This window comes from Micromonospora sp. NPDC049139, from assembly GCF_055586845.1.
In genome coordinates this window covers 36,788-56,647 of record NZ_JBVJHK010000019.1, presented here as the reverse complement: position 1 = coordinate 56,647, position 19,860 = coordinate 36,788, and the positions used below count along the sequence as shown (strand labels likewise).

Genomic DNA, 19,860 nt, shown 5'->3' with positions numbered 1-19,860 from the left:
AGCCCCGCAGTCGCGAACCAGGGTGAACCGATGAGTGCGAGGAGTGAGCCGGTGTTGCGAGCCCCGCAGTCGCGAACCAGGGTGAACCGATGAACCGCCGACTCGCCGCCCTGCTCGTACCCGTGCTGCTGGCCGTGGGCGGGTGCACCGCCGGCAACGGCACCGAGGAGGAGAGCGGCCCGACCGGCCGGCAGGAGGCCGCCGCGAACCGGCCGTCGCCGTTCCAGGACTGCTCGGCGCTCGGCAGCCCGCCCGCGTCCGGCGCCCCGGCGTCGGCGTCGGGGGGCGCGGGGCAGGCACTGCCCGACCTGACCCTGGACTGCTTCACCGGCGGCGCGCCGGTCGCCCTCCGGGAGCTGCGCGGCCCGGCCGTGGTCAACGTCTGGGCCTCCTGGTGCCCGCCCTGCCGCGACGAGCTGCCCGCCTTCCAGCGGCTCAGCGACCGGGCCGCCGGCCAGCTCCGGGTGATCGGGGTGAACAGCGGGGACAGCCGCGAGGGCGCCCAGGCCATCGGCGAGGACTTCGGGGTCCGTTTCCCGGTGCTGGTCGACCGGGGCGAGCGGCTGAAGCAGGAGCTGCGGCGCAAGGCCATCCCCCTGACCGTCTTCGTCGACGGGCAGGGCAACGTCCGGCACGTCGACTCCTCCGGCACGCTCGACGACGCCCGCCTGGCGGAACTGGTCCGGCAGCACCTCGGCCTGGCGGTGTCGGCGTGAGCCGCGGGCGGGCAGGTGTCGGCGTGAGCCGCCGGTGGGCAGGTGCGGGCGTGCGTCGCCGGTGGGCGCGGTGGGGCGCGGAGGTGTCGGCGTGAGCCGACAGCCGCCGGGCTGGCTCGACCCGCTGCTCGCCCGGCTGGGCAGCGCGCGCAGCGAGGACTTCACCAGGCTGGCCACCCCGGAGACCGGCGGGCGGGAGAGCGCCGTGCTGGTGCTGCTCGGCGAGGAGCCCGGCGCCGGCCCGGACGTGCTGATCCTCCAGCGGGCGGCCACCCTGCGCAACCACGCCGGCCAGCCGGCCTTCCCCGGCGGCGCGGCCGACCCGGAGGACGCGGACGCCCCGGCGACCGCGCTGCGCGAGGCCAACGAGGAGGTCGGCCTCGACCCGGCCAGCGTCACCGTCCTGGCCGAGCTGCCGAAGCTCTGGATCCCGGTCAGCGACTTCGTGGTCACCCCCGTGCTCGCCTGGTGGCACGCCCCGCACCCGGTGCACCCCCGGGAGCCGGCCGAGGTGGCGCACGTGGCCCGGCTGCCGGTCAGCGAGCTGGTCGACCCGGAGAACCGGATGCGCGTACGCCACCCGAGCGGCTGGATCGGCCCGGCGTTCTCGGCGCGCGGGATGCTCGTCTGGGGCTTCACCGCCGGGGTCCTGGCCGCCCTGCTGGAGATGGGCGGCTGGGCCCGCCCGTGGCCGCGCGACCGGGTCGTCGACCTGCCGCCGACCGGGGCCACCCCGGCGCCCTCGGCCGGCACGGACGCGGTGGACGAGACTCCGGTGCGCTGAACGGACGGTCACCTTCCGCACGCGATGGTCATTCCGCGGGCCGGGTGCCCGTACGCTTGACGCGTGTCCGCCGTGGATCTCGTACTGCTGCTGCTCATGCTCGTGTTCGCGATCAGCGGATACCGCCAGGGCTTCGTCATCGGGGTGCTGTCGTTCAGCGGCTTCTTCCTGGGCGCGCTGGTGGGTCTCCAGGTCGGGCCGCTGCTGGCGCAGCAGTTCGTCGACAGCGGCACCCGCGTGCTGATCTCCCTGGTGGCGGTCTTCGGGCTCGCGGTGGTCGGCCAGGCGCTCGCCGGCTGGGTTGGTTCCCACCTGCGCAAGGTGATCACCAGCGACGTGGGCAGGCGGGCCGACGACGTCGGCGGGGCGTTCGTCTCGCTCTTCGCCGTGCTGCTGGTCGCCTGGCTCGTCGCGGTGCCGCTGGGCTCGTCGTCGCTGCCCTGGCTGGCCTCCTCGGTCCGCAACAGCGCGCTGCTCACCGTCGTGGACCGGGTCCTGCCGGACCAGGCGCAGCAGCTCTCCACGGCGCTGCGGGACACCGTCGACACCAACGGCTTCCCCGACGTCTTCGGCGACCTGGCGCCCACCCGCGCCCGGCAGGTGTCCCCGCCCGACCCGGCGCTCGCCGGCTCGCAGGTGGTGGTCAACAGCCAGCGGTCGGTCGTCAAGGTGCTCGGCTCCGCCCCGAGCTGCTCGCGCCGCATCGAGGGCTCCGGCTTCGTCTACGCGGACGACCGGGTCATGACCAACGCGCACGTCGTCGCCGGCACCCGCTCCACCGTCGTCGAGCTGAACGGCGACCGGTACGACAGCAAGGTGGTCGTCTACGACCCCGACCGGGACCTGGCCGTGCTGCACGTGCCCGGGCTGCCCGGCCCCTCGATGCGCTTCGCCGCCGGCAACGCGGGTAGCGGCGCGGACGCCATCGTCCTGGGCTTCCCGCTCGACGGGCCGTACAACGCCCAGTCGGCGCGGGTCCGGGACGTCGACCGGATCACCGGGCCGGACATCTACTCCGCCGGCAACGTGACCCGGGAGATCTACACGATCCGGGCCCTCGTGCAGAGCGGCAACTCCGGCGGCCCGCTGGTCTCGTCGAACGGGCTGGTCCTCGGGGTGATCTTCGCGGCGGCGGCCGACGACCCGAACACCGGGTTCGCGGTGACCGCGGCCGAGGCCCGCCCGGTCGCCCTGGCCGGCGCCGAGCGCACCCGCGCCGTCGGCACCGGCGAGTGCACCTGACCCTGCCCGCCGGGTCGCGGGGGCGACGGGAGGCAGTCGCGTGCTCTCCCGGTCGGCGTCGGCGCGGAGACCCGTCAGCGCGGTGCCACACCGCCCATACCGCCCGCCGGCCCGGGTTCCGACGACGGTCCCGGGCGCCCGGCGCGCGCCGGCCCAGGTCCTGACGGCCGTTCCCGGCGGTCGGCGCCCGATGGGCCGGGCTCTGCCGGCCGCCCCGGGCCGTCCGTGCCCGGCGGGCGCTGCCCGCGTCAGGACGGGCGGCTGGGCGGGGTGGCCCGCCAGACGGTGAGGGCGGCGGCGGTCGCGGCGACCACGGCCACGCCGAGGAGCCAGCCGGCCAGCACGTCGCTGGTCCAGTGCACGCCGAGAGCGACCCGGCTGAAGCCGGTCACCAGGGCGAGCAGCAGCGCGGCCGCGACCACCACCCGGCGGGCGACCGGCCCGGCGTGCGGGAGGAACACCACCAGCAGCACCCCGGCGGCCAGGGCGGCGTTGAGCGCGTGCCCCGACGGGAAGGCCAGGCCGGGCGCCTGGGCCACCGGGTCGGGCAGGTCGGGCCGCGACCGGCCGAAGAGCAGCTTGAGCAGCGGGCTGAGCAGGCCGCCCACCGTCATCGTGACGGCGACCCAGACCGCCAGTTGCCGGGCCCCCCGCCGCACCAGCCAGAGGACCAGGACCAGTGCGCCGACACGCAGCGGCATCGGGGCGAACACGTCGGTCCAGAGGGACATCAGGCGTACCCAGGCCGGGTGGTCGGCGGCGTAGCCGGCCAGCGCGTCGGTCGCCGCCGTGTCCAGCCGGCGCAGCGGGGGCCAGTCTCCCCGGACCAGGAGCGCCAGCAGCGTGAACGGCACCACCACCAGGAACGCGGCCCCGACGGCGAGGGTGAGCCGCAGGCCGCGGGAGTGGTCCGGGTGCAGGCGGCGGCTGCGCCACGAGGGTCGCGGCGGCGCGGCGAGGGTACGCGGGCCCGGCGTGCTCATGACATCCGTTCTACCCGGTACCCGGGCCGGCCAGACGCGGACCGGGCAGTCGGATCGCCCTCGCCGTGCGGGTGCTGGTCGGGTCGGCCCGGCCGCCGCCCCAACCCGCCGGCTCGGGCTGCCAACTCGCCCGCCGGCTCGGATCGCCGGCTCAGCTCGCGGGCGGGCGGCGCTCCACCCGGGCCGGGCGAGGCGGGGCGGCCGGTGGAGTCCACTGGCGGAACCGGCGCGCCATCAACGCCGCCCCGGTGAGCAGGGCGACGAAGAGGGCGGCCCCGGTCCAGAGCCGCTCCGGCGTGGCCTCCTCGTGCGTGCCCGCCGGCTGCGCCGCCCAGCGGGTCTGCCCACGCGGCACGGTGAGGCCGAGCCGGTCGCTGCCGGCCCCGGAGACGTCGGCCTGCGCCGAGCCGGGCGCGGGACCGAACCCGACCACGCCCGGCGAGGACTGGTCGTCGAGCGGGTTGCGGCCCACCGGGGTCACCTCGGCGTCCAGCGCGGCGACCGGGTCGACCAGGCCGTACCCGAAGCGGTCGTCCCGACCGGTCGGGCCGATGTCGCGGGCGGTGGTCAGCAGCCGGTTCACCACGTCGCCGGCGGAGAGCTGCGGGTAGCGGGCCCGCACCAGCGCGGCGGTGGCGGCGACCAGCGGCGCCGCGAAGCTCGTGCCCTGCACGCGCCAGTAGCCGCCGGGGCGGGCCCCGACCAGGCTGGTGGCCGGGGCGGCGAGCGCCGTGGCCCGCCCCGTGATCGACCCGGACCAGAGGTTGTCGCTGTCGCGATCCAGCCCGGCGACCGCGATCACGCCGGGCTCCCGGGCCGGGTACCAGACCTCTGAGCTGGACGAGGTGGCCACGTTGCCGGTGCAGGCGATCACCACCACGTCCCGGGCGAAGGCGTAGTCGATCGCGGCGGCCAGGGCGGCGCTGTCGCCGCTGCCGCCGAGGGACAGGTTGATCACCTGGGCGCCGTTGTCCACGGCCCAGCGCACACCCTTGGCGACGATCATCGCGTCGTCGTAGCGGTTCTCGGCGTCGAGGACGCGGACCGGAAGGATCCGGGCGTCGGGCGCGAGGCCCACCGCGCCGCGCTTGTCGTCGTTCCGCCCGGCGATCAGCCCGGCCACGGTCGTGCCGTGGCCGACCGGGTCGGGCTCGTCGGCGGAGCCCCCGGGGTCGACCAGGTCGAGGCCGGGCAGCACCTGGCCGGCCAGGTCGGGGTGGGAGGCGTCCACCCCGGAGTCGATCACCGCGACGGTGACCCCGCGCCCGGTCGAGCTGCGCCAGGCCGCCTTCGCCTGCAACGCGTCGAGCTGCCACTGCTCGTCGCGGATCTGGTCGGGGCGGCTCTGGCTGTCGGTGGGCGCGAGCGGCACCGGGACGGCGGCGACCGGCTGGGCGGCGGCGACCGGTCGGGGGGCGGCGTCGGCCGGGGTGACCGGACCGGCAACCGAGGCGACGGCAGCCGCCACCCCGAGCAACGCGCGTCCGGCGATCCGCCGGCCCGCCGGCGGACAGCTGTGCCGCACCGTGGTCACATCCTCAAGCCGTTCATCCCAGACGCAAACATGACGATCGGAGATTACCGGTTCCCCGCGGCCTTGCGGGGCGATCCGGGGACACCCGTCATGGCGACGGCAGATACGCCAGTTGGACCAGCCGTACGCCCTCGCGCCGGGTGACGAGCCGGCCGCGCCCCGGGGGCAGCGGCCCGGGCCGGACCGGACCGACCAGCGCCCCCTCGTCCGGGCTGCCCGCCATCACCAGCCCGGCCGTGGACAGCTCGCGGAGACGCTGCACGATCGGCTCGTACTGGGCCCGGCCGGCGCCGCCGGAGCGTCGGACGAGCACCAGGTGCAGCCCGACGTCCCGGGCGTGCGGCAGGTGCTCCTCCAGCGCGCGCAGCGGGTTGGCCGGCCCGCCGGCCACGAGGTCGTAGTCGTCCACGAGCACGAACAGCTCCGGCCCGGACCACCACGACCGCTCCCGCAGTTGCGCGGGAGTGACCTCCGGCCCGGGAGCCCGGCCGTGCATGTAGCCGGCGGCCGAATCGATCAGCTCGGTGGTGTGCGCCGCGGCGGAGCCGTACCCGATCAGGTGCGGGGCCTCGGTGAGGTCCGACAGGCTGCGCCGGTAGTCGACCAGGATCACCCGGGCCTGCTCGGGGGTGAACCGGGTGATGATCGAGGTGGCCAGCGCGCGCAGGAACGACGACTTGCCGCACTCGGCGTCGCCGAAGACCACGAAGTGCGGCTCGGTGGCGAAGTCCAGCACCACCGGGCGCAGGTCCGCCTCGGCGATCCCGACCGGGATGCGCAGGCCGGTGGTCGAGGTCAGGTCCAGCTCGGCGTACGGGAGCACCGGCGGCAGCAGCCGCACCGGGGGCGCGGCCGGCCCCGTCCAGCTCCCGGCGACCCGCTTGACGAGATCGGTGGTGTCCCCGCCGGAGGCGGCCAGCAGTGGCAGCGCGGTGAGGAAGTGCAGGCTCTCCGCGGTGACGCCCCGGCCGGGGGTCTTCTCCGGCACGTTCGCCGCCGCCCGGCGGGCCACCAGCGAGTCGGACGGGTCGCCGAGGCGCAGCTCCAGCCGGGAACCGAAGAGGTCCCGGATCGCCGGCCGGAAGTCCAGCCAGCGCACCGCCGTCGCCACCACGTGCACCCCGTACGACAGGCCCCGGGTGGCCAGGTCGGTGACGAGCGGCTCCAGGTCGTCGTACTCGCCGCGCAGGGTGGTCCAGCCGTCCACCACCAGGAACACGTCGCCGAACGGGTCGGCGCCGGCCGCCGCGGCCCGCCGCTGCCGCCAGGCGGCCATCGACTCCACGCCCAGCTCGGCGAAGCGGCGTTCCCGGTCGACCAGCAGGGTGGCGATCTCGCCGACCGTACGCCGGACGGCCGTCGGGTCGGCGCGGCCGGTGACGCCCCCGACGTGCGGCAGGTCGCGCAGCGCGGCCAGCCCGCCGCCGCCGAAGTCGAGGCAGTAGACCTGCACCTCGGCCGGGGTGTGGGTGAGCGCCAGCGCGCAGATCAGCGTGCGCAGCGCCGTCGACTTGCCGCTCTGCGGCCCGCCGACGACCGCGACGTGCCCGGCGGCGCCCTCCAGCGACAACCAGAGCAGGTCGCGGCGCTGCTCGAAGGGCTTGTCGACCACCGCCACCGGCACCTGCAACGCGCCGTGCAGCTCCGGGTTGCCGAAGGCGAGCCCGCGCGCCGGGTCGGCGGCGACCGGCCCGAGCAGCTCGTCCAGCGCCGGCGCCCGCCCGAGCGGGGGCAGCCAGACCTGGTGCGCGGGCGGGCCCTGGCCGGCCAACCGGTCGACCATCAGCTCCAGCAGGCTCCCGGTCTCGCCCTCGTCGGCCGAGGCGGGCAGGGCGGGCGGCCCGACCGGCTCCGGTTTCGGCACGAGGTGCGTGGAGAAGGCGAGCAGGCGCGGGGCTCCCGCGCCGCCCGCGCCCGGTGCCGCGCCGCGCCGGCGGAGCGCCCCGGAGACGTACGCGGCCTTGAACCGCACCAGCGGCTCGGTGCCGAAGCGCAGGTAGCCGTGCCCGGGGGAGCGGGGCAGCTCGTGCGCGTCCGGCACGCCGAGCACCGTCCGGGACTCCAGCGCGGAGAAGGTCCGCAACCCGATCCGGTACGACAGGTGGGTGTCCAGCCCGCGCAGCCGCCCCTCCTCCAGCCGCTGCGAGGCCAGCAGCAGGTGCACGCCGAGTGACCGGCCCAGCCGGCCGATCTGCACGAAGAGGTCGATGAAGTCGGGCTTGGCCGAGAGCAGCTCGGAGAACTCGTCGCAGATCAGCAGCAGCGACGGCAGCGGGGCGAGCGGGGTGCCGGCGGCGCGGGCGCGTTCGTAGTCGCGCAGGCTGGCGAAGTTGCCGGCCCGGCGCAGCAGCTCCTGGCGCCGCACCAGCTCGCCGTTGATCGCGTCGACCATCCGGTCGACCAGCGGGAGCGCGTCGGCCAGGTTGGTGATCACCGCGGCGGTGTGCGGGAGCCGGTCGAAGGAGGCGAACGTGGCGCCGCCCTTGAAGTCGATCAGCACGAAGTTGAGCTGCTCCGAGCTGTGCGTGGCGGCCAGCCCGAGCACCAGCGTGCGCAGCAGCTCCGACTTGCCGGAGCCGGTCGCCCCGATCAGCAGGCCGTGCGGCCCCATCCCGTCCTGCGCCGACTCCTTGAGGTCCAGCTCGATGGCGCCGCCGTCGGCGCCCACCCCGATCGGCACCCGCAGCCGCTCCCGGGCGGAGCGGGGCGCCCAGCCCTGCTCGGCGGTGAAGCCCTCCGGGTCGCCCAGACCGAGCAGCTCGGGCAGGCCCGGCTCGGCGCCCGGCGGGGCGTCCGGGCCGCGTACGGCGGTGGCCAGCCGCAGCGGGGCCAGCCGCCGGGCGATCGCCTCGGCGTCGACCGGGTCGAGCCGGTCGGCCGTGCCCACCTCGGCGTGCCCCTCGGCCGAGTGGGAGTGCAGCCGGCCGTGGCGCAGCTCCAGCAGCAGCGCGAACCGGTCGAGCAGGCGCGGCGGCGGGGTGTCCAGGTCGATCACCGTAACCGCGTCGATGCCGCCGTCCCCGGTCAGGTCGGTGGCGCCGGTCAGGTCGCCCCCGTCGAGCACCACCACCACGTGCGGGCCGTCGGTGGCGGGCCCGGCCGGGCTGAACCGGGACCGGCTGGCCAGCACCTCGTCGAGCAGCCGTTCCAACTCGGCTGCGGCGCTGGTGACCAGCCGCACCGGGCCGAGGGCGTCGGTGCGGGTGGGGTGGTGGGCGTGCGGCAGCCACTTGACCCACTCCCAGGCGGCCCGCCGCTCCGGCCCGGCGCAGACCGCGACGAGCAGCTCGTCCGGGGCGTGGAAGACCGCGAGCTGGGCGAGCATCGCCCGGGCCAACGCCTGGCCGGCCGACCCGTCGCCCGGACCGCCGGTGGCGTCCCGGACGAAGACCCGGGCGAAGCTGCGCAGCGAGAGTGCCACCGGCAGGTCGGGCACCACGGAGTACGCGTCCAGGAACCGGCGCAGCGCGCCCGCCGTCATCGGCTCCAGTTCCTCGAGCGGGCGGGTGACCGGCGGGACCAGCGGGGTCGCGAGGGTCTGCGGGCCGACGGCGACCCGGACCACCGCGAAGTCCGGGTCGGCGGGGCGCCGTTCCCAGACCCGGTGGCTGTCGACGGTCGACCAGAGCCGGCCGGGATCCGGGTGCCGGTAGTAGAGCCCGGCGCGCTGCTGCCCGGCGGTGTGCCGGACCCGACGCCGCAGCGCCGTCAGGTGCCGCAGGTACTCCCGCCGGGCGGCCATCATCTCGGACTTCTTCGGCATGCCGGAGGCGCTGCCCCACGAGGTCACCAGCATGGCCAGCGAGGAGAGCCCGAACATGCCCCCGACCACGTACGAGTACGCCCCGCCGCCGCGACCGAACATCATCGCCATCGCCACCGTGCCGCCGAGCATCGGCAGCACCATCAGCAGCTGCTGCCAGCGCCCGCCGGTGACGGCGGGGATCTCCGGCGGCGCGTCCACCGGCAGCTCGCCGACCGGGATCTCCGGTGCCGGACGTCGGGGTGGCCGCTTGATGACGACAGTGGACACTCGACCTCCTGACAGCGCTCGGTGACCCGAGCCCGACACATGGTAGGTAAAGTCCTGTCGTCCGCGCAGCCAACAATCCCGTTCGATATGGAGACCGGTCGATGACAATCGGGTTGGCCCGGGTCACCATCAGCGCCCCCCAGCGGCGGGTCGACGTCGCCCTGCCCGAGCAGGTGCCCCTGGCCGAGCTGCTGCCCGAGGTGCTGCGGCACGCCGGCGAGGGCCTCGCCGACGACGGCGAGCGGCACGGCGGCTGGGTGCTGCGGCGCACCGACGGCGTGGTGCTCGCCACCGCGCAGGCGCTGCTGCCGCAGGGCGTCCGCGACGGGGAGGTGCTACACCTCGTGCCGGCCCGCGCGCAGTGGCCCGAGCTGGAGTACGACGACGTGGTCGAGGCGATCGCCGACGGGGCCCGGCGGCGCGGCGGCGCGTGGTCGCCCGCCGCCACCCGGGCCGCCGCCCTGGCCGGGGCGGCCGTGCCGCTGGCCGTCGGGCTGCTCGCCCTGGCGGCCGGCGGGCCCGGGCACCGGGCCGGCTGGCCGGCCGCCGCCGTGGTGGCGCTGCTGCTCACCCTCGCCGGGGTGGTGGCGTCCCGCGCCCACGGGGACGCCTCGACCGGCGCGACGCTCGGCGGCTACGCCCTGCCGTACGCGGCCCTTGCGGGCGCCCTGGCGGTCAGCTCCGGCGACCCGGTCGGGCCGGTCGCCGGCCTGCGCTGGCTCGGGGCACCCGAGCTGCTGGCCGGCTCGGTGGCGCTGCTGCTGGTGTCGGTGCTCGGGCTGGTCGGCATCGCCACCCGGCTCCGGGTCTTCGTGGCCGGCGCCACCGCGGGGTCCGCCGGCGCGCTGGCGGCGCTCGGCGGCCTGCTGCTCAGCCCGGCCGGGACGGCGGCGGTCCTGCTCTGCGTGCTGGTCTTCGCCGTGGGCGCGGTCCCGCTGCTGGCCATCCGGCTCGGCAAGGTGCCGCTGCCCCCGATCACCCTGCCGACCGGCGAGCCGGGCGACGCCGACCGGGCCCGGGACCTGCCCGACCGGGACCGCGTCTACGCGGCGGTCGCCCGCACCGAGGAGATGCTCACCGGGATGCTGCTCGGGCACGCCGTGCTGGCGGTGTCCGCCGCGCTGGTCCTCGGCCTCTCCGGCGGGCTGGCCGGCCGGCTGCTGGTGGCGGTCGCCGCGACCGTGCTGCTGCTCCGCTCCCGGCTGTTCGTGGCGCTGCGCCACCGGGTGCCGACCGTGGTCGCCGGCCTCGCCGGGTACGCCGTGCTGGGCGCCGTCCTCGCCGAGCGCTCCGGTCCGGCCGGTCGGCTCGCGCTGGTCGTCGCCGGGCTGGCGCTGGCCCTGCTGGCGGTGGCCGCCGGCACCACGTACGCCCGCCGTCCGGTCTCCCCGTACGTCGGTCGGGTCGCCGACCTGACCGACACCGCCCTGGTGGTCTCCGTGGTGCCGGTCGCCTGCGCGGTGCTCGACCTGTACGAACGGGCCCGGGGGCTGCTCGGCTGAGCGGCCCCCGGGCCCGTCGACGTCCGGTTCCGGGTCAGTGCGTGGACTCGCCGCGCTCCTCGGCCTCCCTGGCGCGCCGGTACGACGCCGCGATCTCCGCCTCGGCCTCCTGCCGGCCGACCCAGGTGGCGCCCTCGACCGACTTGCCCGGCTCGAGGTCCTTGTAGACCTCGAAGAAGTGCTGGATCTCCAGCCGGTCGAACTCGCCGAGGTGGTGGATGTCGCGCAGGTGCTCCTGGCGCGGGTCCTCGTAGGGAACGCAGAGGACCTTGTCGTCGCCGCCCTTCTCGTCCGTCATCCGGAACATGCCGATGGTGCGGCACCGGATCAGGCAGCCCGGGAAGGTGGGCTCGGGCACCAGCACGAGCGCGTCCAGCGGGTCGCCGTCCTCGCCCAGGGTGCCCTCGATGAAGCCGTAGTCCGCCGGGTACTGCGTGGAGGTGAAGAGCGTGCGGTCCAGCCGGATCCGGCCGGTCGCGTGGTCGACCTCGTACTTGTTGCGGTGACCCTTCGGGATCTCAACCGTCACGTCGAAATCCATCTGCACGCTCCCTCGTTTGCCCACGCTGGCTAACGGAAACCAGCGGCACGCCGCTCCCGTCGGGTTAATGCCCACCCGCCGGCTCCGGCCGCCGCATAGTGTTCGGACCGAAGTAGTGTCACCCAAGCAGATTTCGCGGGGGGAGGAGGGGGTCGTGGGGAGGGAAGATTCACACTACCGCCCGGAGGCCGGTGCTGGACGGGGGACCGGGCGATCTGCTTCCGGCGGGGCCACCGGGCGGTTCCCGGTGCCCGACGCCCACCTTCCCCGCACGCCCGGGTCCCCCGGCGACGCCGGCCCGGCCGCGTTCGGCCCGCCGCCCCGGGCTCCCGGTGACGCCGGCCCGGCCGCGTACGGCCCGCCGCCCGGGCCGACCGACCTCTGGGCCGCCGCCGCGACCCGCCCCGTCGGCGGACCGCCCGGCCCGGGCGTCCCGCCCCCGGCCGCGCCCCCGGCGTCCGGCCCGGCGCGCCGCCGGGTCCTGCCCGTCGCGCTGGCCGCGGTGCTCGTGCTCGTGCTCGCCGCCGTCGGGATCGCCGTGGTCCGGCCGGGCCCCGTCGCCGAGTGGCTGGGCGACGAGCCGGCCGACCGGAGGGCGGCGCAGGCGGCGGAGCCGGCGCCCGTGGCGGTGCTGTCCGGCGCGGACGCGAACGCCCCGCTGCCCACCCCCGAGAAGGTACGCGCCGCGCTCGCCCCGCTGGTGGACGTGCCCGCGCTCGGCGACCGGGTCAACGTCTCGGTGGCCGACGTGGTCACCGGCCAGCCGCTCTTCGGCCAGGGCGAGGACGACGGCACCGTGCCCGCCTCGGTGACCAAGCTGGTGACCGGCGTGACGGTGCTCGCCGCGCGCGGCCCCGCGTACCGCATCCCGACCAGGGCGGTGGCCGGCCCGAACCCCGGCGAGGTGGTGCTCGTCGGCGGCGGCGACCCGACGCTGGCGGTCGACAAGAAGGGCTTCTACGCCGGGGCGGCGCGCCTGGACGACCTCGCCGCCCAGGTGCGCACGGCGCTCGGCGGCACGGAGCCGACGAAGGTGACGGTCGACTCGTCGCTCTACTCCGGCCCCGTCCACGAGCCGGGGTGGGACGAGGACATCCCCACCGGCGGTTACGGCGGCGCGATCACCGCGCTGATGACCGACGGCGCCCGCAGCGACGTGCCGCGCGCCAAGAAGGACGACGCTGCCGGCAACCACTGGGCCGAGCGGGCGACGCAGCCCGACCTCGCGGCCGGCCGGGCCTTCGCCCGGCTGCTCGGCGTGCCGGCCGACACGGTGAAGCGCGGCACCGCTCCCGCCGCGGACGGCGGCGCCGCCACCGGCACGCCCGGGCCCGGCGCCGAGCTGGGCAAGGTGGAGTCGCTGCCGATGGTCCGGCTGGTCGACATCATGATCAGCGACAGCGACAACATCATCGCCGAGGCGCTGGCCCGTCAGGTCGCGCTGGCTCGCAACGAGCCCGCCTCCTTCGAGGGCGCCGGTGCGGCGATGGACGCGGTGGCGGGGGAGCTGGGCCTGCCGGCCGACGAGCTGTCCCTCGCCGACGGCAGCGGGCTGTCGCGCAGCAACCGGATCAGCCCCTCACTGCTCACCGACCTGATCACGCTCGCCGGCGACGGCAGCCGCCCCGAACTGGCCGCGATCTTCGGCGGCCTGCCCGTGGCCGACTGGTCGGGCACCCTCGCCGACCGGTACGGCACGGCGGCGACGAAGGCCGGCGCCGGGGTGGTCCGGGCCAAGACCGGCACCCTGACCAAGGTGCACGCGATCGCCGGCGTGGTCAGCACCGCCGACGGGCGGCTGCTCACCTTCGCGGTGCTCACCGACGCGGTGCCGCCGGACGGCCTGGAGGCCGCCCGGGTGGCGCTGGACCGGATCGGCGCCGCCCTGGCCGGCTGCGGCTGCCGCTGACCGGACAGGGCAGGGCGCGACCGGCGTCGATCACGCCGCCGCGAGCCCGGGCCGGGGTGTCCCGGCGCGGGTACGGTGGGTGCATGGCGCAGTTCGTGGACTGGGATCTGGCCGCCGCGACCGCGGGGGCACTGGGCAAGTCGGGCCCCCGGGTGTCGTACGCCGAGGCCACCGACGTCGTCGGCGACCTGCGGCGGCTGACCGACGAGGCGGCGGGGCACGTCGCCGACTACACGGGGCTGCGCTCGCAGGTGTCGCACCCGCCGGTGCGGGTGGTGGACCGCCGGGACTGGGCGGCCGCCAACATCGCCGGGCTGCGCGAGGTGATCACGCCGCTGGTCGGCCGGCTCACGAAGGACAAGCAGCCCGGCCCGCTGACCGAGGCGATCGGCTCCCGGCTGACCGGCGTGCAGGCCGGCACCGTGCTGGCGTACCTCTCCGGCCGGGTCCTCGGCCAGTACGAGGTGTTCTCCGCCGACCCCGGGCAGTTGCTGCTGGTCGCGCCGAACATCGTCGAGGTGGAGCGGAAGCTGGAGGCCGATCCCCGCGACTTCCGGCTCTGGGTCTGCCTGCACGAGGTGACCCACCGGACCCAGTTCACCGCCGTGCCCTGGATGCGGGCGTACTTCCTCAGCGAGGTGCAGGCCTTCGTGGACGCGTCGTCGAGCGGCGGCGAGCACCTGCTGGAGCGGCTGCGCCGGGGCGTGGCCACCCTCGCCGACGCGGTGAAGGACCCGGAGAGCCGCACCAGCGTGTTGGACATCGTGCAGACCCCGGCGCAGCGGGCTGTGCTGGACCGGCTCACCGCGCTGATGACCCTGCTGGAGGGGCACGCCGAGTTCGTCATGGACGGCGTCGGCCCGGAGGTGATCCCGAGCGTCGAGCGGATCCGGGCGGGCTTCAACCGGCGCCGGGAGGCCGGCAACCCGCTGGAGAAGGCCATCCGGCGGCTGCTCGGCGTGGAGGTCAAGATGCGCCAGTACGCCGAGGGCCGCAAGTTCGTGCACGGGGTGGTCGACCGGGTCGGCATGGACGGCTTCAACAAGATCTTCGGTTCGCCGCTCACCCTGCCCCGGCTGGAGGAACTGGGTGACCCGGACGCCTGGGTGGCCCGGGTACACGGGCCGGTCGGCCCGGTCCAGGCCACGGGCTGACCGTACGCCGTGGCCGCGCTCGCCCCGCCGGTGGCCGCGATCCGGGTGGCGGTTCGCCGCGCACTGGCCGACCTGCCGCCCGGGGGCCCGGTGCTGGTCGCCTGCTCGGGTGGGGCGGACTCGCTCGCGCTGGCCGCCGCGACCGCGTTCGTGGCGCCCCGGCTGGGTCGCGCCGCCGGCCTGGTGACGGTCGACCACGGCCTCCAGGAGGGCTCGGCGCAGCGGGCCGCGGCGGTGGCGGCGTGGGCCCGCGAGATCGGCCTGGCGCCGGTCGAGTCGGTGCGGGTCGACGTCGCCGGGCGACCGGGCGGGCCCGAGGCGGCCGCCCGCGAGGCCCGCTACCGGGCGCTCGCCGAGTCGGCCGGCCGGTACGGGGCGGCGGCGGTGCTCACCGGGCACACCCGCGACGACCAGGCGGAGACCGTGCTGCTCGCGCTCGCCCGCGGGGCCGGCCCGCGCGGCCTGGCCGGGATGCCAGCCCGGCGGGACCTCGACGGGGTGCCCCTGCTGCGCCCGCTGCTGGAGGTCGGCCGGGAACAGACCCGCAAGGCGTGTGCGGTGCTCGGGCTGAGCCCATGGGAGGACCCGCACAACGCCGACCCCTCGTACGCCCGCGCCCGGGTGCGGGCCGACGTGCTGCCCGCCCTGGTCCGCGCGCTCGGGCCGGGGGTGCTGGACAACCTGGCCCGGACGGCCCGGCTGGTGGCGGCGGACAACGCCGTCCTCGACGAGTTGGCCGTCGCCGCGCTGGCCGACGTCCGCCACCCCGACGGGGGGCTCTCGGTGGGTGCCCTGGCCACCCTGTCGCCGGCGGTGCGCGGCCGGGTGCTGCACGCCTGGGCCCGGGAGCTGGGCGCCCCGCCCACCGCCCTGTCGCACCGGCACGTGGCCGCGCTGGAAACGCTGGTCACCGGCTGGCGGGGGCAGGGGGCGGCGTACCTGCCGGGCGGGCTGCGGGTGGTCCGCCGCGACGGCCGGCTCACCCCCGTCGTCCCCCGCTGACGGGTGTGTCACCGCAGCGCGGCTGGACCGGGGGAGGGGCGGCTCAGACCCCGACGCGGTCGCGGAAGGTGGCCCGGTAGGTCTGCGGCGTGGCGCCGACGCGGCGGGTGAAGTGGTGCCGCAGCGCCGCCGCGTCGCCGAAGCCGGCCCGGTCGGCGACCGCCTCCACGCTGAGCCGGGTCTCCTCCAGCAGCCGGCGGGCCAGCAGCACCCGCTGGTTGGTCAGCCAGTCGTGTGGCGTGGTGCCTGTCTCGGCCCGGAACCGCCGGGCGAACGTGCGCGGGGCCATCCCGGCCCGGACGGCCAACTCGTCCACGGTCACCGGCCGGTCCAGGTGTCCCATCAGCCACTCCAGCACCGGCTCCAGGGTGGGTGCCTCGGGGGTCCTCGGAATGGGGGCCTCGACGTACTGGGACTGCCCGCCGTCGCGGTGCGGGGGGACCACCATCCGGCGGGCCAGCCGGGTGGCCGTCGCCGAGCCGTGCTCCTGGCGGACCAGGTGCAGGCAGGCGTCGATGCCGGCCGCCGTGCCGGCGCTGGTGATGAGGCGGTCGTCCTGCACGTAGAGCGAGTTGCACCGGACCTTCGCCGTCGGGTGGCGGCGTTGCAGCTCGTCGACGTACCGCCAGTGGGTGGTGCACTCCCGGCCGTCGAGCAGGCCGGCCTCGCCCAGCACGAACGCTCCGGAGCAGACGCTGAACACGTACGCCCCGCGGGCGGCGGCCCGGCGCAGCGCATCGAGCACCGGGGCCGGCACCGTGGAGCCGTGCTCGTGGGCCGGCACGGCGACCAGGTCCGCGTCCTCCGCCGGCCCGAGGTCCGCGTGTGGGGTCAGCTGGAAGCCCGACGTGGTGCGGACCGGCCCGCCGTCGGGGCTGCACACGTGGAACCGGTAGCCGGGGAACCCGTCGGCGGTGCGGTCGGTGCCGAAGACCTCGGCGAGGACGCCGAGCTCGAACGGGGCGACCCGGTCCAGGGCGAGGACGGCGACCGAGCGGAGCATGTGACGAGGGTAACCGCGCGGGTGGCAGGAAATCGAGGGGGAGTGGCATTCCTGCCGCTGTCCGGCCTGTGGTGCTCGGCGCAGACTGGGTGTAGTCCGGTGCGCACCGGCGGCGAAACCGACAGCAACCGTGCGAAAGCGAGCGCCGCCATGGAGTTCCTGTTCTTCCTCTTCTTCTTCCTTCTCCTCGCCGTGGCCTCGGCTGCCGGCCTCACCGCCGACAGCCGGGACTCGGCCGACTGGAAGCCGACCGACGACGGCCGCCGCTGGCGGTCGCGTACCTGCTGAGGTGATTGGTGACCTTCGCGCACTTCATCCCGTGCGGGACCGCTCCAAAAGGGGCGGCCCCGCCGACGGAGGCCATCCGGCGTACGGCAGGCTAGGAGCCATGGCTGACGGCTCCTGGTACGACGCCGACATCGACCACGTGATCATCTCCGAGGCGCAGATCCGCGAGAAGACCGCGGAACTCGCCAAGCAGGTCTCGGCGGACTACGCCGACGTCGATGACGGGCTCCTGCTGGTCTGCGTGCTCAAGGGCGCGGTGATGTTCATGGCCGACTTCGCCCGGGCGCTGGGCCGCAACGGGCCGCCCGCCGAGCTGGACTTCATGGCCATCTCCTCCTACGGCCAGGGCACCACCTCCTCCGGCGTGGTCCGCATCCTCAAGGACCTGGACCGGGACATCGCCGGCCGGCACGTGGTCGTCGTCGAGGACATCGTCGACTCCGGCCTGACCCTCTCCTGGCTCCTGCGCTACCTGGAGTCCCGCTCGGCGGCCAGCGTCGAGGTCGTCGCGCTGTTCCGCAAGCCGGACGCGGTCAAGGTGCCGGTGCCGGTGAAGTACGTCGGCTTCGACATCCCCACCGAGTTCGTCGTCGGCTACGGCCTCGACTTCGACGAGCGCTACCGCGAGCTGCCGTACGTCGGCGTACTCAAGCCCGAGGTCTACGCCCGGGCCTGAGCCCCTCTCGCATCGGCGTCCATCGAGCGGACGTTCAGCGGGCTCTCAGCCAGTCGGACTACGGTATAGGTCGGTGGCGTGGAGGCATCCTCCACGCCCGACCCTCGAACCGCAGGACCGGGCGACCGGGCGGTCGGGCGGCCGGGCGCGGGGCTCCCGTCACGTCGGCTGGACCCGGTTCGCCCGACGCGCAGCTGCTGGGCTCGCGAGCTCGCTCCGCGCGCGCACGATGTTCCGTTCGTGCGCGACTGCGGGGCTCGCAAGCTCACTCCTCGCGCACACGGTGTACCGTCGAATGACCGCGGCGCGGCAAACTTCGCGCCTCGGGGTCGAGTCGGCCCGCACGGCGGCTCGGGCCGCCGCAGGCGGCGACACCATCAGACGGACAGGACGTCGATCAGGAGGATGCGGGCGCCTCGGCGCTCGACAACAGCATGGAACGTACGCGTTTCTTCCGCCGACCGGTGGTCTGGATCATCCTGGTCATCCTCGGCGCCGTTGTGCTCAGTCAACTGTTCACCGCTGGTCCCAGCTACCACCGGGTGGACACTTCCGTTGCGCTCGACCAGCTCAACACCGGCAAGCCCGCGATCAAGAAGGTCGTCTTCCAGGACAAGGAACAGACGATCCAGCTCGACCTGGCCGAGAAGACCAAGTTCGGTGACACCACCACCGACCGGATCGAGGCGCAGTTCCCCTACGAGGTCGGCGACGAGGTCTGGAACGAGGTCCTCGAGGCCAAGGCCAACAACCGGGTCACCGGGCCGGCCGACGCCAAGGTGTCGTCCGACAGCATCTGGGTGAGCCTGCTGGTCAACCTGCTCCCGATCGCCCTGCTGGTGCTCCTGCTGCTCTTCTTCATGTCGCAGATGCAGGGCGGCGGCTCCCGGGTGCTCAACTTCGGCAAGTCCAAGGCGAAGATGATCACCAAGGACACGCCGAAGACCACGTTCGCGGACGTGGCCGGCGCCGAGGAGGCCGTCGAGGAGCTGCACGAGATCAAGGACTTCCTGCAGAATCCGGCGAAGTACCAGGCCCTGGGCGCCAAGATCCCGAAGGGCGTGCTGCTCTTCGGCCCGCCCGGCACGGGTAAGACGCTGCTGGCCCGCGCCGTCGCCGGCGAGGCCGGGGTGCCGTTCTACTCGATCTCCGGCTCCGACTTCGTCGAGATGTTCGTCGGTGTCGGCGCGAGCCGGGTCCGCGACCTCTTCGAGCAGGCCAAGGCGAACGCCCCGGCGATCGTCTTCGTCGACGAGATCGACGCCGTCGGCCGGCACCGCGGCGCCGGCATGGGCGGCGGCCACGACGAGCGCGAGCAGACCCTCAACCAGCTGCTGGTCGAGATGGACGGCTTCGACACCAAGGGCGGGGTCATCCTGATCGCCGCCACCAACCGGCCGGACATCCTCGACCCGGCGCTGCTGCGCCCGGGCCGCTTCGACCGGCAGATCCCGGTGGACGCCCCTGACATGGAGGGCCGCAAGGCGATCCTGCGGGTGCACGCCAAGGGCAAGCCGTTCACCCCCGACGTCGACCTCGACTCGGTGGCCCGGCGCACCCCGGGCTTCAGCGGCGCCGACCTGGCCAACGTCATCAACGAGGCCGCGCTGCTCACGGCCCGCAAGGACCAGCGGGCGATCAGCAACGACTCCCTGGAGGAGTCGATCGACCGGGTGATCGCCGGTCCGCAGCGCCGGACCCGGGTGATGAGCGACCAGGAGAAGAAGATCACCGCGTACCACGAGGGTGGGCACGCGCTGGTCGCCTGGGCGCTGCCGCACGCCGCGCCGGTGCACAAGGTGACGATCCTGTCCCGCGGCCGGTCGCTGGGCCACACCCTGGTGCTCCCCACCGAGGACAAGTACACCCAGACCCGCGCCGAGATGGTCGACACCCTGGCGTACGCGCTGGGTGGCCGGGCCGCCGAGGAACTGGTCTTCCACGAGCCGACCACCGGCGCCGGCAACGACATCGAGAAGGCCACCCAGCTGGCCCGCGCGATGATCACGCAGTACGGCATGAGCTCCAAGCTCGGCGCGATCAAGTACGGCACCAGCGGCGACGAGCCGTTCCTCGGCCGCAACATGGGCCACGAGCGGGACTACTCCGACGCCGTCGCCGCCGAGATCGACGGCGAGATGCGGGCGCTGATCGAGCTGGCCCACGACGAGGCCTGGGAGATCCTGGTGGAATACCGGGACGTCCTGGACAACATCGTGCTGGAGCTGATGGAGAAGGAGACCCTCTCCACCGCCGACATGGCCCGGATCTGCGCCCGGGTGGCCAAGCGGCCGCCGATGGCGCCGTACAACGGCTTCGGCAAGCGCCAGCCCTCCACCGAGCCGCCGGTGCTCACGCCGGCCGAGAAGGAGGCGCTCAAGGTGCAGGCCCAGGCCGACGGCGCACAGGCGACGGTCGGCGGCACCACCTCGACCAGCTCGAACAACTCGGACGGTCCGCACTGAGCACCGACCCGACGGCCAGTTCCCGGGA

At 75.3% G+C, this 19,860-nt stretch carries 15 protein-coding genes; 10 read left to right on the top strand and 5 right to left on the bottom strand.

Going from position 1 to position 19,860, the window contains the following annotated elements; translation table 11 throughout:
* The first annotated feature begins 89 nt into the window (after window positions 1–89).
* From ACZ6Q9_RS26825 to ACZ6Q9_RS26815, 3 genes are all read left to right on the top strand, one after another.
* Window positions 90–716: a TlpA family protein disulfide reductase gene (locus ACZ6Q9_RS26825; protein WP_393457997.1), complete on the top strand. Its 627-nt coding sequence runs from the start codon at window positions 90–92 to the stop codon at window positions 714–716.
* Window positions 717–807: 91 nt separating this feature from the next.
* Entirely contained in the window at window positions 808–1,500 is a 693-nt protein-coding gene (locus ACZ6Q9_RS26820; RefSeq protein ID WP_357696116.1) for an NUDIX hydrolase, read from the top strand.
* Between the two features lie 63 nt (window positions 1,501–1,563).
* Window positions 1,564–2,742, top strand: coding sequence for a MarP family serine protease (locus tag ACZ6Q9_RS26815; RefSeq protein WP_350709467.1), 1,179 nt, complete (start codon window positions 1,564–1,566; stop codon window positions 2,740–2,742).
* A gap of 248 nt (window positions 2,743–2,990) precedes the next feature.
* Here the strand turns inward: ACZ6Q9_RS26815 and ACZ6Q9_RS26810 are convergent, their stop codons facing one another.
* From ACZ6Q9_RS26810 to eccCa, 3 genes are all read right to left on the bottom strand, one after another.
* Entirely contained in the window at window positions 2,991–3,725 is a 735-nt protein-coding gene (locus tag ACZ6Q9_RS26810; protein ID WP_393458000.1) for a phosphatase PAP2 family protein, read from the bottom strand.
* Window positions 3,726–3,876: 151 nt separating this feature from the next.
* Window positions 3,877–5,259: a type VII secretion-associated serine protease mycosin gene (mycP, locus tag ACZ6Q9_RS26805; protein WP_393458003.1), complete on the bottom strand. Its 1,383-nt coding sequence runs from the start codon at window positions 5,257–5,259 to the stop codon at window positions 3,877–3,879.
* A gap of 88 nt (window positions 5,260–5,347) precedes the next feature.
* A complete protein-coding gene (gene eccCa / locus ACZ6Q9_RS26800) occupies window positions 5,348–9,292 on the bottom strand; it encodes a type VII secretion protein EccCa (RefSeq protein WP_393458006.1) in 3,945 nt (1,314 codons plus the stop codon).
* A 101-nt stretch (window positions 9,293–9,393) separates the two neighbouring features.
* Between eccCa and eccD the strand changes: the two genes are divergently transcribed.
* Complete coding sequence (gene eccD / locus ACZ6Q9_RS26795; protein ID WP_396830110.1) at window positions 9,394–10,794, top strand: type VII secretion integral membrane protein EccD; 1,401 nt, start codon at window positions 9,394–9,396, stop codon at window positions 10,792–10,794.
* 34 nt (window positions 10,795–10,828) lie between these two features.
* Here eccD and ACZ6Q9_RS26790 read toward each other — a convergent pair whose 3' ends face one another.
* A complete protein-coding gene (locus tag ACZ6Q9_RS26790; RefSeq protein WP_393268398.1) occupies window positions 10,829–11,335 on the bottom strand; it encodes an inorganic diphosphatase in 507 nt (168 codons plus the stop codon).
* 481 nt (window positions 11,336–11,816) lie between these two features.
* Here ACZ6Q9_RS26790 and dacB point away from each other — a divergent pair, with 481 nt between their 5' ends.
* From dacB to tilS, 3 genes are all read left to right on the top strand, one after another.
* A complete protein-coding gene (gene dacB / locus ACZ6Q9_RS26785; RefSeq protein WP_396830126.1) occupies window positions 11,817–13,244 on the top strand; it encodes a D-alanyl-D-alanine carboxypeptidase/D-alanyl-D-alanine endopeptidase in 1,428 nt (475 codons plus the stop codon).
* Window positions 13,245–13,327: 83 nt separating this feature from the next.
* Window positions 13,328–14,398: a zinc-dependent metalloprotease gene (locus tag ACZ6Q9_RS26780; RefSeq protein ID WP_393268395.1), complete on the top strand. Its 1,071-nt coding sequence runs from the start codon at window positions 13,328–13,330 to the stop codon at window positions 14,396–14,398.
* Window positions 14,399–14,407: 9 nt separating this feature from the next.
* Window positions 14,408–15,400, top strand: coding sequence for a tRNA lysidine(34) synthetase TilS (gene tilS / locus ACZ6Q9_RS26775; RefSeq protein ID WP_393458015.1), 993 nt, complete (start codon window positions 14,408–14,410; stop codon window positions 15,398–15,400).
* Window positions 15,401–15,443: 43 nt separating this feature from the next.
* Here the strand turns inward: tilS and ACZ6Q9_RS26770 are convergent, their stop codons facing one another.
* The gene (locus tag ACZ6Q9_RS26770; protein ID WP_396830111.1) at window positions 15,444–16,403 is read right to left on the bottom strand and encodes a GlxA family transcriptional regulator; all 960 of its coding nucleotides are present in this window, start codon (window positions 16,401–16,403) and stop codon (window positions 15,444–15,446) included.
* Window positions 16,404–16,445: 42 nt separating this feature from the next.
* On the opposite strand from ACZ6Q9_RS26770, the gene ACZ6Q9_RS26765 reads away from it, so the two are divergent.
* The 3 genes from ACZ6Q9_RS26765 (at window position 16,446) to ftsH (ending at window position 19,832) form a co-directional block, all read left to right on the top strand.
* Window positions 16,446–16,691, top strand: a complete 246-nt coding sequence (locus ACZ6Q9_RS26765) for a hypothetical protein (protein ID WP_393268594.1) — start codon at window positions 16,446–16,448, stop codon at window positions 16,689–16,691.
* A 100-nt stretch (window positions 16,692–16,791) separates the two neighbouring features.
* Window positions 16,792–17,367, top strand: a complete 576-nt coding sequence (gene hpt, locus ACZ6Q9_RS26760; protein WP_357456518.1) for a hypoxanthine phosphoribosyltransferase — start codon at window positions 16,792–16,794, stop codon at window positions 17,365–17,367.
* A 434-nt stretch (window positions 17,368–17,801) separates the two neighbouring features.
* Window positions 17,802–19,832 carry an ATP-dependent zinc metalloprotease FtsH gene (gene ftsH / locus ACZ6Q9_RS26755; RefSeq protein ID WP_396830113.1) on the top strand — a complete coding sequence of 677 codons (2,031 nt, stop codon included), beginning with the start codon at window positions 17,802–17,804 and terminating at the stop codon, window positions 19,830–19,832.
* The last annotated feature ends 28 nt before the right edge of the window (window positions 19,833–19,860 follow it).